The sequence below is a fragment of the Segatella copri genome (assembly GCF_019249765.2).
Taxonomy (GTDB): domain Bacteria; phylum Bacteroidota; class Bacteroidia; order Bacteroidales; family Bacteroidaceae; genus Prevotella; species Prevotella copri_K.
Genome location: NZ_CP152484.1, coordinates 1,563,287 through 1,587,964, shown reverse-complemented (window position 1 = coordinate 1,587,964; position 24,678 = coordinate 1,563,287). Strand labels below are relative to the sequence as shown.

21 protein-coding genes are annotated in these 24,678 nt (G+C 46.7%); 13 read left to right on the top strand and 8 right to left on the bottom strand.

All coding sequences use genetic code 11. From position 1 onward, the window contains the following. Positions 1–13: 13 nt before the first annotated feature. Complete coding sequence (locus KUA46_RS07175; protein ID WP_218486967.1) at positions 14–1,480, bottom strand: SLC13 family permease; 1,467 nt, start codon at positions 1,478–1,480, stop codon at positions 14–16. 237 nt (positions 1,481–1,717) lie between these two features. Here KUA46_RS07175 and KUA46_RS07170 point away from each other — a divergent pair, with 237 nt between their 5' ends. Further along, positions 1,718–2,005, top strand: a complete 288-nt coding sequence (locus tag KUA46_RS07170) for a hypothetical protein (protein ID WP_118254120.1) — start codon at positions 1,718–1,720, stop codon at positions 2,003–2,005. 260 nt (positions 2,006–2,265) lie between these two features. Here the strand turns inward: KUA46_RS07170 and KUA46_RS07165 are convergent, their stop codons facing one another. Both KUA46_RS07165 and KUA46_RS07160 read right to left on the bottom strand, forming a co-directional pair. After that, complete coding sequence (locus KUA46_RS07165; RefSeq protein ID WP_218486968.1) at positions 2,266–2,826, bottom strand: DNA-binding protein; 561 nt, start codon at positions 2,824–2,826, stop codon at positions 2,266–2,268. 38 nt (positions 2,827–2,864) lie between these two features. After that, entirely contained in the window at positions 2,865–2,957 is a 93-nt protein-coding gene (locus tag KUA46_RS07160) for a smalltalk protein (RefSeq protein WP_022121332.1), read from the bottom strand. Positions 2,958–3,975: 1,018 nt separating this feature from the next. Here KUA46_RS07160 and KUA46_RS07155 point away from each other — a divergent pair. From KUA46_RS07155 to KUA46_RS07115, 9 genes are all read left to right on the top strand, one after another. Next, positions 3,976–4,983, top strand: a complete 1,008-nt coding sequence (locus KUA46_RS07155; RefSeq protein ID WP_218486969.1) for a hypothetical protein — start codon at positions 3,976–3,978, stop codon at positions 4,981–4,983. Beyond that, entirely contained in the window at positions 4,970–5,992 is a 1,023-nt protein-coding gene (locus tag KUA46_RS07150; protein ID WP_218486970.1) for a hypothetical protein, read from the top strand. Before KUA46_RS07155 ends, KUA46_RS07150 begins: the two co-directional genes overlap by 14 nt. A 131-nt stretch (positions 5,993–6,123) precedes the next feature. Next, complete coding sequence (locus KUA46_RS07145) at positions 6,124–6,732, top strand: hypothetical protein (protein WP_218486971.1); 609 nt, start codon at positions 6,124–6,126, stop codon at positions 6,730–6,732. A 320-nt stretch (positions 6,733–7,052) separates the two neighbouring features. Further along, a complete protein-coding gene (locus KUA46_RS07140; RefSeq protein WP_218486972.1) occupies positions 7,053–7,817 on the top strand; it encodes a type IV toxin-antitoxin system AbiEi family antitoxin domain-containing protein in 765 nt (254 codons plus the stop codon). Further along, a complete protein-coding gene (locus KUA46_RS07135; RefSeq protein WP_106812674.1) occupies positions 7,804–8,766 on the top strand; it encodes a nucleotidyl transferase AbiEii/AbiGii toxin family protein in 963 nt (320 codons plus the stop codon). Before KUA46_RS07140 ends, KUA46_RS07135 begins: the two co-directional genes overlap by 14 nt. Before the next feature lie 102 nt (positions 8,767–8,868). Then, entirely contained in the window at positions 8,869–11,421 is a 2,553-nt protein-coding gene (locus KUA46_RS07130; RefSeq protein WP_218486973.1) for an outer membrane beta-barrel protein, read from the top strand. Positions 11,422–11,921: 500 nt separating this feature from the next. Then, positions 11,922–13,454: a hypothetical protein gene (locus KUA46_RS07125; RefSeq protein ID WP_218486974.1), complete on the top strand. Its 1,533-nt coding sequence runs from the start codon at positions 11,922–11,924 to the stop codon at positions 13,452–13,454. 3 nt (positions 13,455–13,457) lie between these two features. Next, positions 13,458–14,471 (top strand): CHC2 zinc finger domain-containing protein, encoded by a 1,014-nt coding sequence (locus KUA46_RS07120; protein WP_218486975.1) that lies wholly within the window; start codon positions 13,458–13,460, stop codon positions 14,469–14,471. A 56-nt stretch (positions 14,472–14,527) separates the two neighbouring features. Next, entirely contained in the window at positions 14,528–15,037 is a 510-nt protein-coding gene (locus KUA46_RS07115; protein ID WP_218486976.1) for a hypothetical protein, read from the top strand. 341 nt (positions 15,038–15,378) lie between these two features. Here KUA46_RS07115 and KUA46_RS07110 read toward each other — a convergent pair whose 3' ends face one another. Both KUA46_RS07110 and KUA46_RS07105 read right to left on the bottom strand, forming a co-directional pair. Beyond that, complete coding sequence (locus KUA46_RS07110; protein ID WP_218486977.1) at positions 15,379–16,104, bottom strand: hypothetical protein; 726 nt, start codon at positions 16,102–16,104, stop codon at positions 15,379–15,381. Positions 16,105–16,121: 17 nt separating this feature from the next. Beyond that, positions 16,122–16,796 (bottom strand): YhcH/YjgK/YiaL family protein, encoded by a 675-nt coding sequence (locus KUA46_RS07105; RefSeq protein WP_218486978.1) that lies wholly within the window; start codon positions 16,794–16,796, stop codon positions 16,122–16,124. A gap of 119 nt (positions 16,797–16,915) precedes the next feature. Between KUA46_RS07105 and KUA46_RS07100 the strand changes: the two genes are divergently transcribed. The 3 genes from KUA46_RS07100 to KUA46_RS07090 all read left to right on the top strand — a co-directional run bounded on the left by KUA46_RS07100 (position 16,916) and on the right by KUA46_RS07090 (position 20,751). Continuing rightward, positions 16,916–18,139, top strand: a complete 1,224-nt coding sequence (locus KUA46_RS07100; RefSeq protein ID WP_218486979.1) for an ABC transporter substrate-binding protein — start codon at positions 16,916–16,918, stop codon at positions 18,137–18,139. Then, the gene (locus KUA46_RS07095) at positions 18,139–19,221 is read left to right on the top strand and encodes an iron chelate uptake ABC transporter family permease subunit (protein WP_218486980.1); all 1,083 of its coding nucleotides are present in this window, start codon (positions 18,139–18,141) and stop codon (positions 19,219–19,221) included. The genes KUA46_RS07100 and KUA46_RS07095 overlap by 1 nt, the downstream gene beginning before the upstream one ends. 336 nt (positions 19,222–19,557) lie before the next feature. Next, positions 19,558–20,751 (top strand): ATP-binding protein, encoded by a 1,194-nt coding sequence (locus tag KUA46_RS07090; RefSeq protein ID WP_256625026.1) that lies wholly within the window; start codon positions 19,558–19,560, stop codon positions 20,749–20,751. Positions 20,752–20,954: 203 nt separating this feature from the next. On the opposite strand, the gene KUA46_RS07085 is transcribed toward KUA46_RS07090, so the two are convergent. The 3 genes from KUA46_RS07085 to KUA46_RS07075 form a co-directional block, all read right to left on the bottom strand. After that, the gene (locus KUA46_RS07085) at positions 20,955–21,911 is read right to left on the bottom strand and encodes a D-2-hydroxyacid dehydrogenase (protein WP_117729195.1); all 957 of its coding nucleotides are present in this window, start codon (positions 21,909–21,911) and stop codon (positions 20,955–20,957) included. A 128-nt stretch (positions 21,912–22,039) separates the two neighbouring features. Further along, the gene (thrC, locus tag KUA46_RS07080; RefSeq protein WP_006848737.1) at positions 22,040–23,341 is read right to left on the bottom strand and encodes a threonine synthase; all 1,302 of its coding nucleotides are present in this window, start codon (positions 23,339–23,341) and stop codon (positions 22,040–22,042) included. 75 nt (positions 23,342–23,416) lie between these two features. After that, positions 23,417–24,667, bottom strand: a complete 1,251-nt coding sequence (locus KUA46_RS07075) for a cofactor-independent phosphoglycerate mutase (protein WP_006848736.1) — start codon at positions 24,665–24,667, stop codon at positions 23,417–23,419. Between the last annotated feature and the right edge of the window lie 11 nt (positions 24,668–24,678).

Genomic DNA, 24,678 nt, shown 5'->3' with positions numbered 1-24,678 from the left:
AGATGATGCCCCTCTAGAGCACGCCCATCTTGCAGAAGGTGATGAGCACGGCGTAGCCCACTATCATGCTCAGGATGCCCACCGTGAGTCCTGCCTTCACCATGTCGGTCTGCTGGATGAGGCCGGTAGAGTAGGCGATGGCGTTAGGAGGGGTTGAGATAGGCAGCGACATGGCGCAGCTGGCCGATACCGCTACTCCGATGAGGATGGTAGAGGTGCCGCCGATGGTGTTGAGCTTGTCGCCCATGCCGGCGCATACCACCGTGAGGATAGGGATGAGCAGGGCGGCGGTGGCGGTGTTGGAGATGAAGTTACTCAGGATGAAGCATACCAGTCCGGATACAATCATGATGACCAGCGGATTGAATTCTGCAAACGGAATGCTCTTTACGGCTGCCTCGGCAAGACCGGTGCCGTTCATCGCCAATCCGAGGGCGAATCCGCCTGCCACCATCCAGATGACAGCCCAGTCAATCTCCTTCAGGTCCTTGGCTGTAACCACTCCCGTAAGGGCGAATATGGCGATAGGGAGCATGGCCACGGTGTTGGCGTTGATGCCCAGCTGCTTGCCGAATACCCAGAGCACGATGGTTGCAAGGAAGGTGACGGCCACCACCGTGGTGCGCCAGTTGTGCTGCATGTTGCCCTCGATGTTGAGCTCGATGGTCGGGGCAGAGAACGGGAACATCTTGCGTATGATGATCCATGCCATCACGAGCATGATGAGCACCATAGGGGCCATGATCATCATCCAGTCGCCGAAGCTGAGACCCAGGTTGAGTCCTGCAGGGTCGTTCAAAACCTTGAAGGCGAAGGCGTTAGGCGGGGTTCCGATAGGGGTTCCCATACCGCCCAGGTTGGCTCCGATAGGTATGGCCATGGTGAGCGCCACGCGGCCCTTGCCCGAAGGCGGCAATGATTTGAACACCGGTGTGAGGAAGGTGAGCATCATGGCGGCGGTGGCTGTATTTGAAATGAACATCGAGAAGATGCCGGTGATGAGCATGAAACCCAGCAGCACGTTCTCAGAACGCTTGCCGAATGGCGCAATCAGGGCCTTCGCCATCATCACGTCGAGTCCGCTCTTGGTAGCGGCTATGGCGAGTACGAAACCGCCCAGGAAGAGGATGATGGTAGGGTCGGCGAAGCACGCCATCACACCCTGATAGTCGAGCAGCTTGCCCATCTCTGCCTCCGAGCCTTGCATGATCTTAAAGGCGGAGTCGCTGACGAAGAACAGCAGCACGAAGATGATCACTACGCTGGTAGCCCATGCCGGTATGGCCTCGGTGAGCCAGAGCATCACGGCCATGACAAAGATGGCGATGACGCGCTGCTGCACAATGGTGAGCCCGTCGATGCCGAAGCTGTCGATGGGCAGGTTCCAGACGATAACGGTAAGCAGAGCCGTTATGAGAAACAGCAATGCTTTCTTGCGATTAAAATCGCCATTCAATACTTTCTTTACAGTTTCTTGCATTATCTTTCTGTCTTAAGGATTATTTTCTTGCAAAAATAAGTGTTTTTTTTGTATTTTGCAAGTTTTTTTGCAGAAATAGTGAAAAAAATGCCGAAAAATATTGTTGTTTCAAGAAAAAATGCTATATTTGCAGAGGATTTACCGATAACGGCTATCGGTGATGCCGAAAACTTGGAGCACCCGGAAGGGTGATTCAGCGAACCTGATATGTCTAATCAATTAAAAGGAGATAAGGAAATGAACAAGTCTGTAGTATTTATTATCATCCTGCTCGTGATAGTTCTCTCTATCATCGTATCGCAGTACTTCCACAAGCGCCACCATGAATATAAGATGGCAGATATCGAGAAGGCTATCCGCAAGGCTTATCCTAAGGGTATAGGCTCGATAAGCAAGGAAGAACTGGTAACAGCTGTGAAGAAATACTTCCACTGTTCGGCGAAGGAGGCTCATTATATAATAGGTGTAGCCCGCCGCAAGAAGCTGGTTGATATCGCTGCAGAATATGTTACCATCATGTTTTGAAATAAGGTAAGAACATTATATACGTTTTAGCCGTGAGGCTAGGCTGTTGATTTGGTTTGAAAAAAAGTATTTTTTTTTTTGAGGCACAAAGGATTGTTAGCGACATGCTGATTCCGTAAGGGGAAAGGTGGGTTAGCATGTTGTATTCGGGCGTCTGGTATGGTACATTGCGTAAACAATTTAACTGCCAGACAAAGTTTACCCTCCCTAGGACTTTTTAAGACCTGGGGAGGGTTTTACTTTTTCAGGCTCAGCACCTTTTATTCAAGTCCATCGCCGCCGGTTTCGCTTCCGGTTCCACCAGTAGAATCGCCGCCCGATGGGGTGTCGCCTCCGGATGGATTATCGCCTCCGGATGGATTATCGCCGTCGGATGGGGTAGTAGGAGGCGTATCGGTAGAGGTAACCTGCTTCACCACCTTGCCGTTTCGGTCGTAGCAGGTGATGTTGACGGAAGTCTCTTCGAGTTCCTTCTTGATGTCGGTGTTAGGCACGAAGATGATGTATCGGCGGGTGATGAGGTTGGCGCTCACCTTGTTCACATCCTCTACGGCGGTAGAGTTAAGACCGAATCGGAGGCTGCCCAGTCCTGGCACAGCCACGCTGTGGCCCTCGGTGGCCCATGCAGCAATCACTTCGCCGATGGCGGACCATCCGGCGTTGATCACCGCCTTAGGCAATCCGCTGCGCACGGCAGCTTCTTCTATCACCTTCGCGGCGTTGAGCTGGCTATAGAGTTCAGCCTGCATCACGAATGCCCACTTTTGCTTACCTTTTTCGAACGCTACGTTGCGCTCAATAGCTTTTACTTTAATACCCATAATTCAAATCGTTTTTTTTAATGGTTAAACAAATCAGTTTACATGCAGCTGGTAACGCCGAGCGTAGTGCCTACGGCAGTAAGTACAGCGATAATCACCTGCAAGATAGTTTTCCAAACTTCCTTTTTCATTTTCTTTTTCCTTTCTTTTTTTAATGGTTCAACAATCAGTTTCTTTTTCTGTGGTTCATCGGTCAGCTTCCTTAAGTTACTCATCGGCATCGGTGTGCACTCCCCGGTAGCCTCTCAGTTTTTTAGTGGTTAATTCAGCCTATCTTTGAATGACAATGCAAAGATACAACATTTTTCTCTGAAAAACAATAGTTGTCCCGAATCACGTGCATCCTTGTCCCGAATCACGTGCATTCCTTCCTCATTAATCATGTATTTGCTTGACGCCACACGCCCTGAAAGGGCAGAAGCTCCTAGCCCAGGGCAACGCCCTGGGTTTTAAGGATGTAGCCAATACGCCCTGTAAGGGCAAAAGCTTTATATTTTTTGCTTGAGGTTTTAAAGCTTTTGCCCTTACAGGGCGCCGGGATTGCGTCAATAGCTACCCAGGGCGTTGCCCTGGGCTAGGAGCTTCTGCCCTTTCAGGGCGTGTCCCAACGTACCCCCAACTGCGTCCCGATGTACCGCCAACTGCGTCCCGATGCAGTCGGCGCTACGTCCCGACGTATCGCCATCTGTGTCGGGACGTGGCTGGCGGCGCGTCGGGACGCAGTTTTGGGGGCATCGGGCGCACAGTTACTTGCTATGTGGGTTAGCTGGTGGATAGAAGGAAAGGCAAAAATGTGAATGTGAATGTGAATTTGAAATGTTTTTCAATGTTACCTGAAGGAGAAGCGGATAATCGTGTTTAAGTAATAGTAGCCATTATAATAGGTTCATATTATATATATAATAAGGTACGCGCGCGAGGACTGAATTTCATTCACAATATCCAATAAAAGGAATGGATGGAACAACCCGATACATTGATTTACATTTCAAATTCACATTCACATTCACATTTTGTTTTGATGGTTTTATGAAAAAAGACAATTTGGTAAAAATAATTTAGAATTTATTTGTTTATTCGGGGAAAAAGTGTTACTTTTGTAGTTGCTATGGAAAATAACTTTCATGGTATAATTTAAACCAGAAGCTAATGACTGGACGAACTAAAAACAGCACAGAAAAGACTTCTTTTGTTGTCTTCAAGTATGATTTCTGCAAAAGCCGGAATCTTTCAAGTATCGAGGGTACTCTACCCTTGGATTTTCTCGAAATGTCATCGCCTGAAAAATATCAGGAATGTCAGACTGGTTTCGAGAAGGTAATGGACAGTTTGCTGAAAAGCAAGAAAATGACTTTGGTGGAATCACGGAAGAATGAGGAAGACGTTATTCACGACAACCGAATATTGGGATTTCGCGAAGGTGTGGCTGTGCTGGATGTATGCGCAGACAAAAAAGAATTTTATTGGAGTAACTTTAAGGAGAATGAAATTCATAACCAGCCTTTCTGTAAGGTAATCATTGATAATCGCCCCAACAGAGGTTTCCTTTTTGTGGAAGAATCTAGAATCTTCGGCGGCAAAAGGGGACAGGACAAGGTGGTGGCTCTTCTGCGTGATAATATCAACAGGGTGGCGAATCAATATGGCTGGAATATGGTGATTTCTGCCAAGTTGCCACCTGGTGATTTCTTTGATGCCGTGGCTGAAAGAATCAAGGCTGGCTGCAGGCCAAGGGCTGTGGTGTTTTCTTTTCCTCGCCATCAGTCTCTCAGCGATGCGCCATATTCCTTTGTCATGCAATTACAGATGCAGCAGTCATTAATGGAGTGTCTCAATGCCAGTATGTATGAGGTAAAATTTGGTACAGATAAAGGTAAGCAGTTGCACTTAGACAAGGCAAACCGAGACATAGCCTTGATGGTGAACCTGTGCAGCAAGGAAGATTACGGCATCAAGGTATATTATAGGAAAGGTCCGTGCACCTCTTCCCGTTCGCTGAAACGAACCAAGGTGAAAATCTCCGATGTTGAGATTGTTGCTCTGGTTAATGGAGATGCTGTCTGTTGCGATTGTCATGGAGATTCTCAGTTTGCTTTGATCAATTCTCTTGATGTGATTCTTGATGATTTAAATGGTTACGACGATGAGGTTATTTAAGATGAAGACCAGACAGATGGTAGATAAATCTTTTTCGCAACACATGATTTATCAGGTTTTCAGAGCCATCACCCATGATATCTTCAATGATAAGACGTGGTTTCCTACGTCCAGATGTTCATGCGAGGATGTTTTTTATGAGGTATTCTGCATCGTAGACAAAATGATGTTTTCGCATACCGATACCGAGAGCCGCCTTGCCTTTGTGGAAGGAATAGGGCAATATGAGAAAAACTATGTTGACGAGGATGAGTATGCTACAGCTCAGGAAGAGCGGCAGAGAATCGTATTTGTCATCCTGTATATGGCAGCTGTGATACTTCAGATGATGCCTTTGGAGTCGAAAGTGTTTCAATTTTGCTCAATGATTATGGGGCAATGGAGAGGCTACGTAACTCAGGAGTTTTCTCAGCGGTGTCTCGGAGCAGTCGTGAAGAACCGGGATGTGGTTGAGCGGCTGGCAGCCAATATCGGTTATTATGGCGAGGATGGTTTCTTCGTTTCATCTCAGATTAATGAACTGATGCGCCAGAACAATGATGAAGATTATCTGCACGGATTCGAGCCTGAACAGAAGAGGACATTGGAATTGGAAGTGACAGACGATGAGCATCAGGAAAACGGCGGGCAGGAAAAAACGGAAGAAGATAATGAGAAGAAATGGGGCGACTTGAGCCAGGGAGAAAGAGTTAAGAGGGCTTTGCAGAAGATGATAGACGAGAAGGCTATTCCTTTGAAGAAAGACTATGCCCTGATTATGGAGGCGCTCTCTGAAATCAAAGATTTTGAAGGCAAATTTGATAATGGCGCATCTTTCTGCAAGTATCTTACGGAGCAGTTGGGGCTGCCTTCCGACCTGACCAATGGCGGTGCCATCTCCAAGCGTTTCTCCAAAATGCGTGGCGAATTTCCCAACTGGAGTTTTGATGATGTAAGAGATCCTAACGCCCGGGAGGAACTCAACAATATCGCTAAACGTTTTGTCGCCATCTACCGTAAGGGACAGTAGGAAGCGGGGAAATGATTGCTTCTTGTGAGTGTTGGCAAGTTTTAGATGGAATGTTAAAAACGTAAAATAGAGCAAGTTTTAGGCATATTCTACGTTTAACAATAGAATAGGTTTAATAAACAAATTAGGATATGAAGTATTTAGTAAAAAAATCAGTCTTACTATTGTTGGTAGTCTTGGCTTTTTGTGCGTGTGACAACAGCAATGACAATGGTGAAGTTATTCCGCCCAATCCACAATCATCGAAAACTGTCGTCAATTATACTGGCGAAGTAGAGTATGTGGTGGATGCGCCACAAATTCGTGAGGATATAGAGCAGGATTTGAAGGCAAACCCTCCTTTTGGAGGAAGCAAGAAATATCAGTTTATCATAAGTCACTCGACGCTTATGCTATATGCGGTGAATCCTGAGGACGATAAGTCTGCTGACGGATATATACTGGACATCGCTGGTAAAGTGGAGAGTAATGACAATTATAGATTGTTCCCTGCCGCATCTGCAAATGCTTGGTATAAGATGGATATTGTGCCTGTCGACACAAAGGATGGCAAGCCTGTTGCAACATACGATGTGTTTATAAAGCAAAATATTCCTGCTTCTGTGGTTCATAGCAAGATGTATTTCTGCGAAGACCTTACGGAGAAATATCGCCAGAAGTTCCCTAATGAAGACATTCATGCCGTGGTTCGCCGTTTGGTTCTTTCTTATGTCAGTGGGGGTGATAATATAAAAGAATAGGTGCTGTGGTATAAGTCCGTAATACTGGTTTGCAAGTCCGCTAGGCGTTAGGGAGATACGCAAGTCCGCTAGGCGTTCCTGCGGATTTGCAATCCGCAGACAAAAAAGGCTCGACCTATTTGATGCGGATTTGAAATCCGCCTCAAGCGAGAACGCAGCATCACAAATTTGGAGATATGAAAAGCCTACGGCTGCGGATTGCAAATCCGCTTCCGTAGTCGAACAATTAAGATGGAAAGAACATATAAAAAAGCATAAAAAGTTTCTGATTTTTCTCATAAATAAATTAGATTTTATATTTTTGCGCAAAATTAGAAACGATGACGGAACTATTGAGTATATTATACAAGCTGCGGATATTCACTTTGGATGAACTTTCTGAGGCTCTGAAAGGCAAGGTGAAGGCGGTGGAAGCGTTGCTTGCTCGGTACAAGCAACAAGGGTGGATTGTAGCTATACGGCGTAATACCTATTGCATGAAGGATATTGCGTCGGGTTTACCTGTTTGCGACAAGTATGAGATAGGAAGCCACTTGTCACCTACAGCTTGCATCAGTTATCATACAGCATTGGAGTTTCATGGATTGGCTCATCAACCCTTCAATGAGGTTTTTGTGAAAAGCATGACTCGCTTCAATCCCTTTTCTTTCGACGATGTAGATTATACCTATTGCCGACAAACAAAGGAAATCGTTGGTATGATGACTCCCAAGGGAAACCCTTATGTACGAGTAACGGATATGGAGAGTACGTTGTTGGATTGCTTTGACCGTATCGACCGAGCTGGGGGTATTGAGGAATTGCTGCATTGCATGGAGGGTATCGTCTTGCTCAATGAGGAAAGGCTCATCGATTATCTCGCAAGGTACGACAAGGCATTCCTGTACCAGAAGACAGGCTATCTGTTGGAGCGAATCAAGGAACAAGCCAACATCTCAGAATCCCTCTTGGAGCTGTGCCGAGCCAAGGGAACCAAAAGCGTCAAGTGGTTGACTAACAACGAAGAGTCGGATACATTTGTAAATAAATGGCGCATGTATGTGCCGCAAGAACTAACATCAAAGGAAGAATATGAACTCATATAACAAACAAGCTCTTGACATCATCGCCAAGGAGCAAGGCTTTATTCGCGACAACCTCGAAAAGGTGATGCGACTGGTGGAGATACTCAACTATTTCCATGACAGTCCTTTGCTGTCTAAATCTCTTGTGCTGAAAGGTGGTACAGCCATCAATCTCACCGTTTTCCAACTGCCAAGACTCTCGGTAGATATAGACCTTGACTTTACGGTGGATTGCGACCGAGAATCCATGCTCTCCATTCGCCAAGAAGTGAATAACGAGATTCTACGCTATATGGAGTCGGATGGTTATCATCTTGCGCCTGGCTCCAAGACACCGCATACGCTTGACTCATGGGTGTTTCATTATACCAATGCCGCAGGCAACAACGATGGCATCAAGATAGAAATCAACTATTCCGACCGTTGCCATATCCTGCCTGCCATAGAGACTCATGTGTCCATTCCGTTTCTGAGCGATGTGAAGGTACGTTCTCTTTCACCTGTCGAATTGTTTGCCACCAAGATAAACGCCTTGATAGGTAGAAGTGCTGCACGTGACATTTATGATGTCTATAACATGGTGAAGCATCAGCTATTCGTGAGCGATGAAGAGAAAACGTTGCTGAGAAAAGCGACTGTCTTTTATCTGACTGTTGGCTCAAGCAGAAAAGACAACGCTACGCCTACGGAATATACTGACTTTCCGCAGATAGACAAAATCCGTTTTCCGCAGATTCGTTCGCAACTCTTGCCTGTGCTTAGGCGCAGTGAGCATTTTGACTTTGAAAAAGCCAAGACAGAAGTGAAAGACTTTCTCTCAAAGCTATTGGTTCTGACAGAATCAGAGAAAGAATACGTGCGGGAATTCAATGACAAGAAGTATATTCCAGAATTGCTGTTCGAGGATAAAGAGATGGTCAATAGAATCAAATTTCATCCTATGGCTTTGTGGAAGACAAGGAGTCGTTGAATGTTTTTTCTGTAAATTTTGAAAAAAGTTGTTGTTTTGCTTAGTTTTTTGATTCCCTCAACTGTATATACAGTATATGGACTATAAAACAGAGAATAGGCTATGAGTAAATATCTGATAAGTTTGATTTTGCTTTCGGTGATAAGTATGGGCGTTTCTGCCCAACGCATTACCCGACAATATAATAATGTGTCATTCTCTGCGGCATTGAAGGATTTGAATGCTCGACAGGATAAGTATGTCATCAACTTTGTGTATGACGAGTTGGAGGATTTCAGAGTAACCAAGAGCATCAGAAACCAGAGTGTTCCCGATGCCATCATGCAGCTGATAGGCTTTTACCCCATCAAGATGACGCAGATGGATAACATCATTGTAGTGGAATGCACTCAGAAGGCTTCCGCCAAGATGATTGGTCGTATCGTGGATAAGCATTCTCGCCCAGTTGATTTCGCCAATGTCGCTTTGCTCAATGTTAGTGATTCCAGTTTAGTCACGGGTGGTGTGACAAATGAGAATGGTCAGTTCGTAATTCCTTGCGAGGTGAAAAAGGCGATTGTGAAAGTGAGTTGTGTGGGCTACAAAACTTATTGTAATGCATATCGTACCGGTGAAGTTGGTGCCATAACCTTGGAGGATGCTACAATTAATCTGCAAAAAATTGTGATTAAAGGGCATCGTAAATACATATTAAGAGAAAACGGTAAACTTACGCTTGACGTTCAAAATTCCAATTTGAAAAATATTGGCAAGGCAACAGATGTTATCAAATATATTCCTGGGATGCTCTATACAAATGGAAAGTATGAGGTGTTTGGTAAGGGTGAGCCTGTCATCTATATAGATGGAAGAAAGCAGACTAATACTTCAGGGTTGTCACTCCTTTCTTCTACCAATGTGAAGTCTGTACAGCTCATAACAAACCCTGGGGCAGAATACGATGCAGAAACAAGGAGTGTCATAAACATCACTACCGTACACCATTCCTTGGATGGACTTTCTGGTATTGTGGGTGCGGAAATCTCCAAACATAAGAATTTGTCTAACAACGAGGAGGTCAACCTCAACATCCACAAGGGAGCTTTGGATGTATTCCTCGCATATCAATATGACAATACGAGAAGTGACATCAGATATGATGTTAACCAGTTCAATTACGAGCAAGATACATTTCATGAGATTTCTGCTTCTGAATATTCCGACCGCTCTCACTCTCATGACTATAATGTTGGTATGAATTATGCCATAAACAAGAATCACACTATCGGCGGAAGATATTTGGGAAGCATCTCCAACTACAAGATGCTCGACTCTCCTTTCGACTATATGCAGACGTACAAGAATGATGAACTGCTGACATCTACAGACAACAAGACTGAAGAATCTGAAAAGGAAAGGTTTCACAATGTCAATCTGTATTATATCGGCAAACTAACAGACAACCTACAGCTCAACTTGGATGCCGACTATGTTTATGCTCAACTGAAACATAAGCAACAAGTGAGCGAGACAAGTAGAATAGATGCTGTCTCAGAAATCACACATATGCAAAACGACCAGCGAAATCGTGCGACTGCACTCAAAGGGGTGTTTGCTTGGAACATGAATAAGAATAATAGGCTTGATTTCGGAACGGATTTCAGTAAAATCAGTTCATGGGGTATGTCTGTAAACGAAGAAGGGAAGATAGCCGATGACCAATTCAAGAATAAGGAAACCAAGTATGCAGGATTTGCCACTTTTCGTTTGTCTGCCTCCAAATGGAAAGGAAGCATCGGGCTTCGCTATGAGTACATTCATGCCATCAACACAGACCAAGGAGAAGTAAAGAACAAGACCAATTATTCGGACATACTTCCATCCCTTTCTCTTTCCACTATGTTTGGGAGAGTGGGGATGAATCTTGATTTCAGTAGCAGGGTCAACCGTCCTTCGTTTCGTCAGTTGAATAACAGTGTGAGCTACAACAATCAATACCATTATGAGCAAGGCAACATTTATCTGAAACCGCAATACGTGTATGATACAGAACTTAGTGTGAATTATAGCATATTCGACTTCAAGTTGGATTATCAGTATATCAAGGATTACATCCATCCGACTGTCGTTGCTGTATCCGGCAAACCTGGAACGGTAACTTGGATGTCAACCAACGCCAAGGATTTCCTGCAACTAGGAGCGCAATGTGTTGTTTCACCTGTTTTTGGTTGTTGGCGACCTACTTTGACGATGGGTGTCTATAAACCTTATTTCACGCTATCATATAATGGAGAGCAATTAGACTACAATCATCCATACGGTCTCTTCGCTTTCCAAAATGTAGTGGAACTAAGAAGCGATTGGCTTTTTCGATGTGATTTCTTTTGGAACATTAAGGGACATCATGGAATCTACGAGCAAAACGGTTATTCGTCATTCAATATGATGGTACAGAAACAGTTACTTAAAAAGAAATTGACGATAACATTGAAAGCAGAGGACTTGTTTGATAGCTCGAAGTTGAACGATGTAAAGAGGGTGAATTTTGTGGTGCAGAATAGAAAGGTGAATAACTTCAATCGCTGCATCATAGCTTCCATTAGTTACAACTTCAATAGTTTCAAAGATAAATACAACGGAAGCGGTTCTGCTGAGGATGAGATTAATCGTTTTTAGAAAAGCATTGGTTTTCAAATTAACCTCTAAAATGCAATACCCAAATTCTGTGTGATGAATATCTCAGGATTTATTAACCGAGATGTTCATCCACAGAATTCTCACTTATCAATATCAATCGTTAAAAAACATACATTTTATTGTGTATCCAATAAATTGTTATATTTTTGCAAACGAAAAGAGTTGTTTGACAGCAAACGTATGCATATTGCAGAAATTGAAACTGTTGCCAAATCATTACCTCTATTGAGGTAAAACACTCATAAATCGCTCATTTTAAGCTATTCTGCAGATTGTAGCGTATTTTTTAGAAATAATACAGTATCAGCACTTTTTGCTTCGTTTGCAAGCAAAGAGTGCTTTTTTTTATGCCTTCAGATGAGCTGGAGGCTTAGTTGCCGGCGATGAGGCTTAGTAGGAGGCGAACCGGCAGGACGCCTATTGCCGGGGAGGCTTTTTTTCCTTACTTTTGCATACAGAAATAATCAATGATTGGGATTATGGAAAAAGGAAAGAAAATACCTCCACAGGAAGCGTCTCGGACTAATCCAGTGGCAAAGCCTGAGGATACCAAGGGCGGAATCAATAACAAGGTATCATCTGGGTTGATAGGAAAAAAGCTGGCTGAACAGGCTGAAGAGAATGAAGAGATGCCCCTGCATCACCTGATTGCCGATAAGGATTATCCGTCGGGCATCAGAGAATGGATGATCACTTCGCCTTCTGACCTCAAGTATCCTACGCTGGTGGTGGCTGCTGCCATGCTCAGCGTTTATCTTACACGTGTCAGAATACAGTATGTGTATGATAATCAGGGAGAAAAATCGGCCATCGTGTTGCAGGTCATCGTAGAGGGCGAGCAGTCGAGCGGAAAGTCGTTTGCCAGATACATCATGCGTACCCTGATGAAACCTTTCATCGAGCGCGACAGCGAAATGAGAGCCAAGGAGCAGGAGTATGCTGCCCTGAAGCGACGCCAGGGAAAGAAGGATGGCAAGCTGCCACCCGAACCGAAGACCGACATCACCATCCTGCCCGAAACCGTATCGCTCACCATGTTTATCAAGCGATGCGATGCAGCCGTCAAGCTCTATGGTGCTCCGAAGACGCTCTTCGAATTTGCCGATGAGATTTCTGCCATCGTGCATTCTGCCAAGCGCCAGTTTGCCGACCTATCGCAGGTTATCAAGACGGCATACGATCTGGGTAGCGTCTATGGTCAGGATTTCATGAGCGAATCCAGCTATAGTGCCATGGTAGATGCCTTGCTGTCGTTCGTATTCTGCGGCACTCAGAGTGCGGTGAGCAGATATATGAACAAAGCTGCCATTGAGGGCGGTGCTGTAACCCGAACCATCTTATGCCCGCTCATCAGTCATCTGGGCGACAATCCACCTCAGTTTCAGGCGTTGACCGATATGCAGCGTAATGAGATGGAGAATACATTGGATAAGCTCTTCGGGTTGTGCTACGAGGAAGATGGAAAATTCCATCAGGAGATAGAGGAAGATATGAGCTGGCTCTACAAGACGGTGGTAAAATGGTGTAACGACTGCCGCCAGCAGGTGGTGAAAACCATGTCCAAGTCGATGGATGTCTTCTACAAGCGCAGTTCGGTTTCAGCCTTCCGCATCGCTGCCCTCATGCAAGTGCTTTACAAAGTGGAAGGGAAGAAGAGCGAGAAGGAAATCCGGAAACTGGTTAGGCAGACCTATTTGGCTTGTGCCGACCGCATCTTGCAGAATATGTTGCAGCGGTGGGGCAAGGCTTTCGAGCAGATATCTGCCGAGGGCGAAGGAGAGCCTTATCATACTGTAGACTATTTCAGCGAGTTGCCGCAGGAATTCTCTTATCAGTTCCTGGAGGAATTTCTGAAGCAGAAAGAGCTCAAGACGCCTGCCCGCAACATGGTATGCAACTGGCGCAGATGGGGATGGCTCGAAAAACCAGCAAAGGGCGAGGATAGAAAGGTGCTTAGAAAGACGCAGCAGAAAGGTACTATTGGTGATGGTAATATTAAAAAAGACAATTAGAAGATGGCAGAATATATTGATTCAAATACGCTCTCTAAACTTAGAGCTATCAGCATCCTGGAGGTTGCTGATGAATTGGGAATGGGTTTGCGGTATCATAATGCCCTTTGTATCAGTCATAATGATACCCATCCGAGTTTGCATTTCTGGACTTCCACCAACACTTGTCATTGCTTTGCATGCGGGTGGGGTGGAGATAATATCGACCTGGTGATGAAACGGGAGAATCTCTCTTTTTCGGAGGCTTGCCAATGGCTGTGCAGAAGATTCAATATCAGCACCGGTAATCATTCTGCGGGAAACCGTAAGGAGGTGCTTCATCGGGATAAAGCTGTTGCTGGGCATAGAAAATCTGAATGTGATACGGACAGACTCAATCTCAGAGGCGAGTTTCAGCATAAGCCTGACGTAGATTATCTGATGCGTATGCTCATGGGTGAGAAACTGACAGATAAAGCCAAGGATTTCCTGTTCTTTCAGAGAAAGTTGCGCCCGGAATATATCTATTGGTGTAGAGTGGTGAGCACAGATTTCTCCATTGCTGGCTATCGCTTTGGTGGAAAGTTTTTTGATGGTCCTTCCCTGTTGATTCCCTATTATGACGTTCATGGCAATCTGCTGACGGTTCAGAGCAGATATCTGGGAGATAAGACTGAAGAAAAACCGCGGTTTAAGTTTGCACCAGGTAGCAAGCCGATGGTATATGGGATGCAGATCTTGCCGCAGGTGACAGAAAAAGAGCCATTGGTTATTACCGAGGGATGTACCGACTGCTGGAGCGCTATGTCTATGGGTTACAAGGCAATAGCCATCCCGAGTGCTACGCTTTGTAATGAAGAATGTCGCAATCTTTTAGCGGGAAGGAATCTTCACATGTGGCCTGATCAGGACAAGCCGGGCATCGGTCTTTATATGAAACTGAAGGAAATGTTCCCTCAGCTGGTGTACCATCAGTTGCCGGAAGGTTGCAAGGATTTGTCTGATTATTACCAGTCGTTTTACGTTCAGAAAATGTGAAAGTGAATGTGAATTTCAAATGTTTTTCTATTGTTGTTTTTAAGTTGTTGCGTGTTATGATGAAGTTGTTTTTAAATCGTTTTCGTAGAGATCATGGCGCTATTGTTGGTCGCCTTAGTCAGGAAGTAGTTAATCGCCAGGGTATCGTTGTAGGCCATCAGTACATTTGTGATACGATGGAGCGCGAGGGTGGCTGTCTGGAGCCGGGTGAATATCACATCATGGTGGCTAAATGCAAATGCTTCGCCCGCCAGATGCTTTTCCTCGAACCGATAAGGGATGATTCTTCATCATCTTCCTCTCTTCCTCTCCCCGAAACCTGCAAGCTTTGCCGCATGGAGCGCAAGAGTCATGAGTTCGGGTGTCTGCAAGAACTTTATGCCCTTCCTTGTCCCATGATGCAGCCGGGCAATGGCCCGTTCCGTCTGCGCCAGGGTGGCATCCTCATCGGCGAGGCCCATGCTCCCGGGTTCGTACTCAAGAGTCAGGAACGCTTCCTCCAGCTCTACGACCGCATCAAGAAGGCGATGGTCAGGGGCAGCGAGGTAGTAGTGGAAGTGGGGTAAGGGATATCTTGAATACCACCTTGAGACTCACCTTGAGTAACATCTTGAGTAACATCATCTTCTTCGATATAATTCACTTTAATATCATGGTGTTGTATTTTAGCATGTGGTTCAAGAACGGGCTGAAGGCCCAAAAGCTCCTAGCCCAGGGCATCGCCCTGGGTAAATACGGACGCAAACCTGTCGCCCTGTAAGGGCAAAAGCTTTATTATTACTAAGTATTTAAAGCTTTTGCCCTTACAGGGCGCCTTGCTGTTTGCCATTATACCCAGGGCGATGCCCTGGGCTAGGAGCTTCTGCCCTTTCAGGGCGTGTGGGGTAAACTTGGGGAAGTTCTGTTTTTATTTCTCCTTCAGCTTACTTTGCTCAATCAAATGATCCAGTTGGAGGATTTCGGTATCCTTCTTTTCAAGTAAGGAGATATACTCATCTTCGATATTCATCTGGTATTGCATATCTGGGTCGGATGCCATTGAAAGAAGCATTTTAATCATATACTCCATATCCGTATCTCCATCATAGGGTGTATAATCTACTTTCAAGAGGTGTTTGTCTTCCCTGCAAGTTCTTGCTTGGTCAAAAATGCTTAATACCTTCTTTTGACTCGAGTTTTGAGTCTTGCTGATTATTGGCAATTGGATAATAATGTTGCCGGGGGCAGGGCATGCAACTGGAGTTTCGAAATCTCCTATACGGTGGGCTAGGAGAAAAACCGAAATCGTTGGGAGAGATTCATCTCCCATACCATCCGAGTTTTTCTCTTCTATATAGCGCTGCCATGCCAGATGCTGGCGAGGTTCCAAGACGTCCGTGTCAACCCATGTTTTATACAGCCTTATGTTTATAAGTTCGTTGCTGTTCTCGTTATTCTTTATGCTGGCAACAAATCCCATCTTAAATATCGAAATGCTATTGCTTTTGATATTGCGGAATCCATCTTGGCATATCTTGATACTGACGACTTCTCTTTGCAAAATCGTAGACAAGAACGTTTTTGCGATGCGCTCTTCTTCCATGATGCGCTTGAACGCAGCATCATATAATGGATTGGCTATATAAACTTTCATATGCTCTTTAATTATTCTTAATCCTTATAATCTACCTTGATTACGATAACGCGGATGGTCTGGTCTTCACCATCTGTTGCCAACTTGGCGATGTGCCAGTCTCTAGGGAAGAAGATGAAGAATTCGCCGGGGGTACTGTTGAAGAAACGGGCCTTCCGGCGGTCGTAATCATAATGAATCACGTCGGGACGGTACTTGCAGTTGGGGGTACTGGTGTAATGGTCGATGACGCCAAAACGCTCTGTGCCTTTTACTACATACTGAAAATCGATGTGCTTGTTATGACTCTCGCTGCGGCGCTTTTCCAGCGGCTCGTTCCTGCTGTCCTCTACACTTACCACGAGGTCGGAACCCGGAATCTTGTGCTTTCCCTTCGGAATGCTCAGCAGATCGGTCTTGGCAAGATAATCGAAGAGCGCCTGCCATTGCTGCGGATTCTTCTGATACTGCAGATAGAAATCTATGAGGTTTACGCTGGAATGTGGCTTCGCCTTATCGAAACCATTGCGCCAGATGCCGCTCTCTGCCCAAGCCTTTGCCTCTTTTATGAGTTCGGGCTTATCGCTGTAATACTGTGTGTAATAACCTCTCTTACAGCAGCTTTTCTGTGCAGAATTCTTACAGCCGTTCTGCGCATTTGCAGTCAGCGATGTACAGAATAATAGGGCTATGCCCCAGATAATTTTCTTCATTTTGACTTATTAAATTGTAGCATTAGTTAAATTTGAGGGCAAAAGTACAAAGAATATTCGAGAAAACAAACGGAAAATGGAGATTTCTTCGTATCTTTGCACACATATTTTGTAAGATTATGAAGAAACTGTATATTCTTTTGTGTGGGGCTACGGCGGCCCTGCTGATGGCGGCATGCCAGGGAGGAAAGACGGCTGCTGCTGATGCGGAGGCTGGCGATACCCTGGAGATGAAGTACGCCAAGTTGCTTACCATCGTGAAACATGGCGATGGGGAAGAAACTTCCGACGCTGCAGAAGGCATTGATTATCAGTATGCTGAGGCTCTCGTTGCCAACCCCTGGAAGGCGGGAACGATGCTGCATCGCTACATCCTGATTCCGAAGGGAGAGGAGGGGGATAAGACGGTGGCGATGCTTGCCAGAAGGCGCAGCACGGGAGCGAGATGCACTACCGATACCGTGCGCACACCGCTGGAGAGCAACCTCGTATTCACCGCCCCTCACTGCCAGCTCCTCACCGAGCTGGGCTGCCAGAATGCCATCACGGGCGTGTGCGACAAGGACTATATCAATATCCCTGACATCAAGAGTAGGGCGCAGGCTGATGCCAAGGTAGCCCATCCTATCATGGACTGCGGCTCCAGCATGCAGCCGGATATCGAGCGCATCATCGCCCTCCATCCTGAGGCTCTGCTCATCTCGCCCTTCGAGAACAGCGGCGGATATGGCAAGCTAGACAAGCTCCGCATCCCTGTCATCGAGACAGCCGACTATATGGAGACCTCGCCTCTGGGCAGGGCGGAATGGATCAAGCTATATGGCTTGCTATTGGGTAGTTCGAAGGCAGATTCCTTGTTCTCTGCCATCGAGAAGGAGTATCTCCAGCTGAAGGCGGAGGCTGCGAAGTTGCCACTGGGTCTCTCCATCCTCACCGAGCGCAAGACGGGCAATGTATGGTATGTGCCGGGCGGCAAGAGCACCATGGGCATCCTGCTGCGTGATGCCCATGCCCGCTACATCTTCGCCGACGACACCCACAGCGGCAGCCTCTCCATGAGCCCCGAACAGATCATCGCCAAGGGCAACCAGGTGGATGTCTGGGCTTTCAAATACTTCGGCGGAAATGCTTTAACCAAGCAGGATCTTCTAGCTGAATATCAGGGTTATCAGGCTCTGAAAGCATTCCAGACGGGCACCGTCTACGAGACCGATACCAGCTGTGAGCCATACTTCGAACTCACCAGTTTCCATCCCGAGATATTGCTCCGAGAGTTCATCGTCCTCTCGCATCCAGAAGCAGGAGATAAGTTTGGCAAACTCAGATTCTATAAGAAATATTAATGAAGAAGACAACGATTATATCCATTACGTTGGTGCTAGCGATAGTAGCCTTGTTCTTTGCCAACCTGGCGTGGGGTAGCGTGAGCATTCCATTGAGGGAGGTGCTGAGCATATTGGCGCACCCAGGGGTAGATATGACCCCGGCAGACTCCTATTATCCCAATGAGACCATCGAGTCGATGAGTCATTACATCGTGATGGAATCCCGTTTGCCCAATGCCATCACAGCCCTCTTGGCAGGCGCAGCCCTCGCCACGAGCGGACTCTTGCTGCAAACTGCCTTCCGCAATCCCCTGGCGGGGCCTGACGTGTTCGGCATCAGCAGCGGAGCAGCACTGGCTGTGGCGGTGGTGATGCTCGCCTTCGGCGGCAATATCTCTATCGCAGGCTTCAGCATCGGCGGCTTCTTGTCATTGGACGGACTCACCATCGGTGGCTTCCTAGCCATCCTCATCTCCGCCTTCGCTGGAGCCATGCTGGTGATGGGCATCATCACTCTCTTCTCGGCGATGGTGCGCAATCAAGTGGTGCTCCTCATCATCGGTATCATGGTGGGCTATTTGGCGAGCAGCGGCATCTCCCTGCTCAATTTCTTCAGCTCGGCAGAGGGCATGAAGTCGTACATGATATGGGGCATGGGCAACATGGGCAACGTGTCGATGGCAGAAGTGCCTTACTTCGCCACGGTCACCCTCATCGGCCTGCTGCTCTCGCTCCTGCTGGTAAAGCCTCTCAATGCCCTGCTCTTGGGCGAGCAATACGCCGAGAACCTGGGTTTCAACATTCGCCGATTGCGCATCCTGCTCCTAGTGGTTACAGGTCTCCTGACAGCCGTGGTCACCGCCTTCTGCGGTCCCATCGCCTTCATCGGCCTGGCCACGCCCCACATCGTGCGCCTCCTGATCCGTACTGACAATCATCGTCAGCTCCTGCCTCTCACCATGCTCATGGGCTCCGCCATCGCCCTGCTCTGCAATGCCCTCTGCGTATTGCCAGCAGGAGGTGGCATCATCCCCCTGAATGCCGTCACCCCGCTGTTCGGTGCTCCCGTCATCATCTATGTTTTGGTGAAGAGGAGATAGGGAAAAAGTCTGAGTTTTGCTTAGTTTTTTGCTGGGCTCAACTGTATAGATAGTGTATAAAACAGGAAAAGAATATAGAACGAATGTTTCGTCAGCATTATGAGAAGATGTATATCTGGCCAGGTGCATCCTAAGCGCGTGAAGGAGAGGGCAAAGCTGTATGATGAGTTAAGAATGCTAAAAAATAATCATGGGTAATGTGTTTACTCATCTATTCTTTGTATCTTTGCAAAGTAGAATTGAGTAATTCGTGACGAAGAATTGAGTAATTCGTGATAAAGAATTGAGTAATTCGTTATAAAGAATAGAGTTGTTTAATATTACAAATTAAAGAATATGGGTGAGTATAGAAGACCACATTACAACTTGATGTTGAGTAGGTTGAGCGAAAGACGTAAGTGTATATTTGTTTTGGCAGGACCAAGACAGGTTGGCAAATCAACAGTTATGGCGCAAATAGCAGAGACTATTGATAAGGTAGTATTTCAATTTAATGCTGATTCTGTAAATGAAGACGATTCGGATTGGATTCGACGTTCTTGGGAGTCTGTTCGAAGCCGAATGGATATTCAGCATTTGCAAGAAGCTGTTCTTGTAATAGACGAGATACAGAAAATACGCAGATGGAGTGAATATGTGAAGAGAGAGTGGGATGCCGATACCCTAAATCATGTAAACCTGAAAGTCGTATTGCTTGGTTCGTCTCGCTTGCTTTTGCGCAAAGGGCTAACCGAGTCTTTAGCTGGTAGATTCGAGTTGATTCGTATGGGGCATTGGACTTTTCCGGAAATGAAAGCTGCCTTCGGGTTATCACTCCAACAATGGATTTATTTTGGAGGTTATCCAGGCTCGGTGGATTATATCGGGGATTTTAGGCGTTGGAGGAAATATGTCAAGGATTCTCTTGTGGCACCTGCCATTGAAAAGGATGTTCTCTTGACTTCGAATATTTACAAGCCTTCACTCATGTCACAGCTTTTTGAGGTAGGTTGTTCTTATTCTGGTGAGTTGTTGTCACTCACCAAAATGCTTGGACAATTGCAAGATGCAGGCAATGTCACGACTTTGTCTTCTTATCTCGAAATATTGAAGCAAGCCAACTTGCTTTGCGGACTTCAAAAGTTTGCATGCGATGAGGCTCGTAAGAGACAGTCTATCCCAAAGTTTACAGTGTTTAACAATGCTTTGTTCACGGCATATCGCGGTAAGGGGTTTGACAAAGATTATGTTGACCCAATGATTTGGGGCAGATGGGTGGAATCGGCAGTGGGTACTTGTCTTCTCGATTTTGTGGAGGACAATGACTGTCATCTCTATTATTGGCGAGATCATAATAATGAGGTGGATTATATCCTGGAGTCACAAGGAGATTTCGTTGCCATAGAGGTTAAGAGTGGAAAGAGAGGCATGAATAGTGGTATTCCTATGTTTCAAGAGAAATTCCATCCTCTGAAATCAATCGTTGTTGGCACCGATGGTATTCCATTTGAAGAATTCTTCTGTATGGATATCATGCAATTGTTTGAATAAAAATTGGAAAATCATCTATCGATATGATGCGGAATACGATAGAATTATTCTTGTTGACTTATGGAATATGAGACGAAATCCCAAGTACCTGATTAGGCAGTTCATAAGAAAACTATAAGAAAAAGTAAACAGCCAACTTTCAATTGGGATATTGAAGGTTGGCTGTCTTCATTTAAGAAATGCAGATTTTTAAAGTAGCATTCTTACTTATTCACGACATTAATCGGATTGCCCTCGAGAAATGCCTTTACGTTGGCGGCTACCTGCTTGTTCAGGCGCTCGCGAGCCTCGTAGGTGGCCCAGGCAATATGAGGGGTGAGGTAGGCATTAGGCTCGCCGAAGAGCGGATTCTCCTTTGATGGCGGCTCCTGAGCCATTACGTCGGCACAGTAGGCACCCAGACTGCCTTCGTGAAGGGCGGCAGCTACGGCCTCCTCATCTACCAGCGGACCGCGACCCGTATTAACCAGGATGGCGGTATCCTTCATCTTCTCCAGACTCTCCTTATTGATGAAATGATAGGTGTCATCAGAAAGCGGACAATGGAGCGAGAGAATATCGCTCGTGGCAAGCAAACCCTCCTTGCTCACCTTCTGGATCCACTCAGGCAGATTGCTCGAATTCTTGCTGGTGCAGGCACAGATGTTCATGCCAAACTGGCGGGCGATGTTGGCAACCTTCATGCCGATATTGCCCAGTCCCATGATACCCAGGGTCTTGCCGGCAAGCTCCATCAGTGGGGTATCCCAATAACAGAAATCCTTATTGTAAGCCCAGCGCTCGTTGCGGTTCTCCTGGGTATAATGCTCTACGCGGTTGGTTACGGCAAGGATGAGGGCGAAGGTCATCTGCGCCACGCTGTCGGTGCTGTAGGCAGGAATATTGGTTACGATGATGCCCTGTTTCTTGGCAGCCTCGATGTCTACCACGTTGAAACCGGTAGCCTGTATACCGATGTATTTCAGTTTAGGAAGCTGCGCCAGCGTCTCTGCATCTATCTGCACCTTGTTCAGAAGGATGATGTCGGCATCCTTGGCACGTTCCACTTTCTCTGCATCTGATGTGCGAGGATAAACTACCACCTCGCCCAGTTTCTCCAGAAGATGATAATCCAAATCTCCCGGGTTTGCGGCATAGCCGTCTAGAATAACAATCTTCATAAATTTTTCCCGTTTTCTGTTGTTATAAAATTCAAGACCCATCTGTCCTGACAAATCTGAGTCTGAGTTTATTTTAATGGGAAAAGCCTTCCCCTTGAGAAAGAGAAAGGCTTTTCCGTATGTATGGTTTATTCGTTCATCAAGTAGTTCTTGAATGATGCGAAATCCTTGGTCATCTGGATGCTCTTCTTCTCACCCTTCATGAATTCTGCGAGGCGTGCAGGAATCTCAATGTCGCTGTCAAGGATGCTGTCTACCTTCTCCTTGAACTTGGCTGGATGAGCGGTCTCGAGGAACACGCCAACCTCACCTGGCTTCAACTGCTCCTTCAGGGCGCGATAGCCGCAAGCTCCGTGAGGGTCAAGCACATACTTGGTTTCATTGTAGCACTGCTTCATGGTTTCTGCAATCTGCTCGTCCTTGTATGTAGCACCACCGATGTAGGCAGCGATGGCATCATGATCGCCCTTGTAGAGGTCGTAGATGCGGGCAAAGTTTGATGGGTCGCCTACGTCCATGGCATTGGCGATGGTCTGCTTGCTAGGCTGTGGATTGTACTTGCCTGTCTGCAGATACTCGTAGAAGATATCGTTGGCGTTGTTGGCTGCGATGAAGCGGTGGATAGGCAATCCCATCTCATGACCGAAGAGTCCGGCTGTGATGTTGCCGAAGTTGCCGCTAGGTACGCAGATAACCAGCTTGTCGGCGAGGCCCTTCTCCTTCATGCGGGCATAGGCATTGAAATAATAGAATGCCTGAGGCAGGAAGCGGGCTACGTTGATAGAGTTGGCTGAGGTGAGCTTCATGTGCTTGTTGAGCTCCTCGTCCATGAACGCAGACTTCACCAGCGCCTGGCAGTCGTCGAATACGCCGTCTACCTCGAGGGCTGTGATGTTCTGGCCGAGGGTAGTGAACTGGCTCTCCTGAATCTTACTCACCTTGCCCTTAGGATAGAGCACGTAAACATGGATGCCGTCAACGCCGAGGAAACCGTTGGCAACAGCCGAACCGGTATCGCCCGATGTAGCTACGAGCACATTCACCTCTTCCTTGCCCTCCTGACGTACGAAGTACTGCAGGAGACGGGCCATGAAGCGCGCACCCACATCCTTGAAGGCGAGGGTAGGACCATGGAACAGCTCGAGAGAGTAGATGTTTGGCTCTACCTCGACTACAGGGCAGTCGAATGCCAGGGTATCGTATACAATCTTCTTCAATGACTCGGCATCAACGTCCTCGCCAAAGAAGGCATCTGCTACCTTGTAGGCAATCTCCTGGAAGGAAAGTTTCTCGATGTTGTCGAAGAAATCCTGTGGCAACTTCTTGATGATTTCTGGCATATAGAGACCACGGTCTTCTGCCAGACCTTTAACTACCGCCTTGTGAAGGTCGGCGATGGGTGCTTTCTTATTTGTTGAATAATATTTCATTTTTTACTTTGAACTTTGAGATTTGAACATTGAACTTTATGATTAGCTTTGGGGGCTATCATGAAGCCGTTGGTTTTAATTGATCGCCATGAAGGCATTCATGAATTCCTGCAGCTGCAGCATGCCGTAACCGCCACTCACGCAGCTTACCTCATCATACTTCTCTACGCTATCCGGCTCAATGCCAGGGTAATAGATGATGAAAGGCACAGGCTCCTTTACGTGGGTACGGATCTCTACCGGAGTAGGATGGTCGGGGAGAACAGCGATACATACCGGCTCGTCCCAGGTGCTTACCTCATCGAAGATAGGCTTGATGAGTCGTTGGTCGAGGTTTTCGATAGTCTTCAGCTTCAGTTCCAGATCGCCATCATGACCTGCCTCGTCGCTCGCCTCTACGTGAACATAAACGAAGTCGTCGCCGTCCTTCAATGCCTGGATAGCTGCGGCTGCCTTGCCCTCGTAGTTGGTATTGGCAAGACCGGTAGCGCCCTCAACGATGATGTTGCGCAGACCGGCGTAATGGCCGATGCCTCGAATCAGGTCTACGGCAGAAATCACAGAACCCTTCTTGATCTGTGGATACATCTGGGAGAGGGTGAGCATGTGTGGACGGTAACCGCCGCCCCAAGGCCAGATAAGATTGGCCATTCGTTCGCCACGCTCCTTGCGCGCCACATTGAAAGGATGGTTCTCCAGGAGTTCCTGACTCTCGAGAATCAGCTGGTTCAGAAGGTCGGCTGTATCACGACGGCTGATGTGACCCTCATCGCCTCCAATCTCCGGCAAGATAGGTTTCACCATCAGCTTATGCCATTCCTCGTTGGGATGATCATGAGGTGGGGCACAGTCGATATGCTTGTTTCCGTGCTTCACCACCAGAAGATGGCGATACTGGATGCCGGTAACAAACTTGACGTCAGGATATTTCTTGCCGAGGGTATCGTTGAGATACTTGATGAGCACATCCGCATCTTCCGTTTCCAGGTTACCACCGTTGTGGGTGATAATCTTGCCGTCCTGCACATTGATGATGTTGCAGCGCAGGGCAAGGTCGGTAGGCTCCAGTTCATAGCCGATGCTGGCAGCCTCGAGCGGTCCGCGTCCTTCGTAAACCTCGTTCTGGTCGTAGCCCATGATAGAGCTGTTGGCTACCTCAGAACCCGGATGGAATCCATCTGGCACGGTAACGAGTCTTCCTGTCTTGCCCTTCTTGGCAAGCATATCCATATAGGGTTTGTTGGCGTATTGCAGGAGAGTCTTTCCACCCAGTCTTTCTACCGGGTGGTCAGCCATTCCGTCGCCAAGAATGATAATATGTTTCATTTCTTCTTTTA